We start from the raw sequence: 3,095 nt of genomic DNA, 5'->3' as shown, positions 1-3,095 counted from the left end.
TTCTGTCGGTGGTGTTCGGCGGCATGGTGGGTGTGTGGACGCACATGAAGTGAACCGTGCTCGGGCGAAGTTGGCGTTGTTCGTGGCTGATGTGTTCGCCTCGGTGCCGCGCAAGGACCAGCGGGCCAAGGGCAACTGCTATCTGCGGGGACTGATGACGGACGGTCGCCGCAAGTCCATCCAGGCCATGGCTGCGCGGCTGCCGGACGGCAACGAGCAGAACCTGCAGCAGTTCGTGAACCAGTCCACCTGGGATCCGGTGCCGGTGCGGCGGCGGATCGCGGAACGGATGGTGCCGCTGATCGGCCCGGATGCCTGGGCCATCGACGACGTATCGTTCCCCAAGGACGGGAAGATGTCGGTCGCCGTCGCTCACCAGTACTGCGGTGCACTGGGCAAACAGGCCAACTGCCAGGTGGCGGTGAGCGTGCACGCGGTCACCGACGCCGCGTCCGTCCCGCTGCAGTGGCGGCTGTTCGTGCCCCAGGAGTGGGCGGACGATCCCGTACGCCGGCGCAAGACGGGGATCCCCGAAGAGACCGGGCATCGCGAGAAGTGGCGCCTGGCCCTGGACACCCTCGACGAACTGGCCGGGTGGGGTCTGGTGCCGCCGGTGGTGGTGGCCGACGCCGGCTACGGGCAGAACGCCGACTTCCGCGACGGCCTGACCGGCCGAGGCATCGGCTACGTCGTGGCAGTGCGTTCGGATGTCACCGTCCACTGCTGCGACGCCGAGCCGGTCACGCCGCCGTGGTCGGGCAACGGCCGCAAGCCACAGCCCCGCTACCGGGACAAGCCGTGCTCGGTGGCCGAACTGGCCGCTGGCCAAGGGCGGCCGGCCTTCACCGAGGTGACCTGGCGGGAAGGCTCCCGCGGGCCGATGCACTCACGCTTTCTGGCACTGCGGGTGCGGCCGGCCGGGGTCCGGGCCCGCCGTCTGGCCCAGGCCGCCGCCACCGCGCAGGACGGCTTGTGGAACGGTGTCCTGCCCGAGGTCACGCTGTTGGTCGAATGGCCCGAAGGCGCCGAAACACCCACCGACTACTGGCTGTCGAACCTGCCCGCCGGCACCCCGGTGGCCGAACTGGTCCGCCTGGCGAAGATCCGCTGGCGCATCGAGCACGACTACCGGGAACTCAAACACGGCCTCGGCCTGGACCACTTCGAAGGGCGTTCCTGGGCGGGGTGGCACCACCACGTCACCCTGGTCACCGCCGCCACCGAACAGCGTCTGGCCCCAAAAGCCGATACAGCCAACTCACCCTCTACCAGATCCTCGACACCATCCAGGACCTGCTGAACTGCTGGACCGGCACCTGCACCACCTGCCACCGCCCCCTGCCAAGAACATCCCCCACCGACCCAAACCCAAGAGCCAGAGCAACCTAACGGAGTCCTACTAGACGATCAAGTCCGATGTCTTCAGTGATCGAATGCGACCAGCGACCGTATGATCGGCGCGCCGGTCTTGTGGTTGCGCCAGATCACGGCGGCCATTGCGAGGATGCGCTGGGCGACGCGGACGGCGACGCCCTCGAAGGTGCGGCCGCCGTGCTGCTCCAGGTCCAACTGGCCCTTCAACGTGTCGTTCACCGACTCGATCAGCTGCCGCACCGACTTGAGCAGTCCCTCGCCCTTGCGCTTCCTCTCCCGCTTGAACGACGGGCGCAACAGGGTGATGCCGCGCGGGGCGAGGTCGTTCTCGAACTCCTTGGAGGCGAAGCCCTTGTCGGAGATGAGCAACAGCTGCGGCCGGTCGGCCACGAGGCCGGCATCGATGTCGAGCATGGCCTGGAGCACCTCGCGCTCGTCGAGTTTCGGGTTGGCCAGGGCCCACAGGATCGGCATCCCGGTCGGCGTGCAGACCAGGTACAGGCGCAGGCCCCAGAAGAACCGCGAGTGGGAGGCGCAGTATCCGTATCCGGCCCACCCGGCAAGGTCCGACCGCTTCACCGTCGGCCGCGACATGCCGCACGGCACCGGCGTGGAGTCGACGATCCAGTGATTGTCGAACCAGAAGTCCGTGTCCGCAGCCAGCATCCGTATCGCCTTCTTGACCAGCGGCAACGCCGCCTTGAGGCGCTTGTTGTACCCGGACTGCTGCGGCAGATACGGAAACATCGAGGACATGTGCGAGTTCGCGTAGCGCAGCCAGCGCGTCTCGGAACCGAAGCCCAGCAGAGCCTGAGCGACCGCGAGCGTGACCAGCTCCGCATCAGTCAACTGCGGTGGCCTGCCCATCCATCGGCCTGTCGCCAGTTCGTCGTCGATCTTCACGTACAGTGCGGTCAGCAGGGTGTCCAGGTTGTTCGTCACACAACGATCTTGGTCACCCTCTTCACGTTCCTGGACACTCCGGTCCCGCCCGTCGGCGGGCGGCGCGATTGCTGGAGGAACATGCTCCAGGCCGCCGACCTGACCAACGCATAGGCACGTTGTCAGCCGAGGTCAGAGGCCCGGCCGGGGAAGAAGTCGGCGCTTTGGACGTACTCCATCGCCTTGGTGAACTCCGGGTCGCCGAGGCGGCGTTCCATCTCCTGCGGACTCAGATCCTCCACGCGGGTCTGGATCCAGTACAGGTTGCCCAGCGGATCACGCACCCGCCCGACCCGGTCACCGAAGAACAGATGGGTGACCTCGGTGACCGAGGTGCCGCCAGCCGCAACGGCCTGACGGTGCACGGCGTCGGCGTCCTCGACGTAGAGGCGGAGGAAGCCGGGGGTCGGCGGCCACTCCGGCCGCGCGTCGAACAACATCACCACCGAGTCGCCGATTCGTACCTCCGCATGCTCGACGCTTCCGTCCTCACCGGTGAGACAAGCGAGCTCCTCCGCGTCGAAGGCCCTCTTCATGTAGGCGATGAGCTGCACCGTGTCGCGAGAGATGATCCACGGCGTCACGGTGGTGTAGCCCTGGGGAACCGGCTTGACGGACATCTGACTGCCTCCTGGAGCGCGAACCACAACTTGGTGAAGACGCTAACCCCGATATAGGTCAGTTTCTGTCCTATGCGGGCGCCAATGGCATCGTGACCAAGGCGCGCTGAGGCGGAACCCTGCGAGACGGGTCAGCCAGACATAGGACTTGATCGTCTA

At 66.8% G+C, this 3,095-nt stretch carries 3 protein-coding genes; 1 reads left to right on the top strand and 2 read right to left on the bottom strand.

The annotated features are described in order from the left end of the window. The first annotated feature begins 34 nt into the window (after positions 1–34). Positions 35–1,300 carry an IS701 family transposase gene (locus tag Sri02f_RS40945; RefSeq protein WP_109006334.1) on the top strand — a complete coding sequence of 422 codons (1,266 nt, stop codon included), beginning with the start codon at positions 35–37 and terminating at the stop codon, positions 1,298–1,300. A gap of 122 nt (positions 1,301–1,422) precedes the next feature. Here Sri02f_RS40945 and Sri02f_RS40940 read toward each other — a convergent pair whose 3' ends face one another. Together Sri02f_RS40940 and Sri02f_RS40935 are read right to left on the bottom strand one after the other, a co-directional pair. Further along, positions 1,423–2,316, bottom strand: coding sequence for an IS982 family transposase (locus tag Sri02f_RS40940; protein ID WP_109006333.1), 894 nt, complete (start codon positions 2,314–2,316; stop codon positions 1,423–1,425). 122 nt (positions 2,317–2,438) lie between these two features. Next, a complete protein-coding gene (locus Sri02f_RS40935; protein ID WP_109001234.1) occupies positions 2,439–2,936 on the bottom strand; it encodes a VOC family protein in 498 nt (165 codons plus the stop codon). Positions 2,937–3,095: the final 159 nt, after the last annotated feature.

Source organism: Streptomyces rishiriensis, assembly GCF_003112535.1.
In the GTDB taxonomy this organism is placed as follows: domain Bacteria; phylum Actinomycetota; class Actinomycetes; order Streptomycetales; family Streptomycetaceae; genus Streptomyces; species Streptomyces rishiriensis.
Note: the sequence above shows the minus strand (reverse complement) of the source record. Positions and strands in the feature narration are given on the sequence as shown.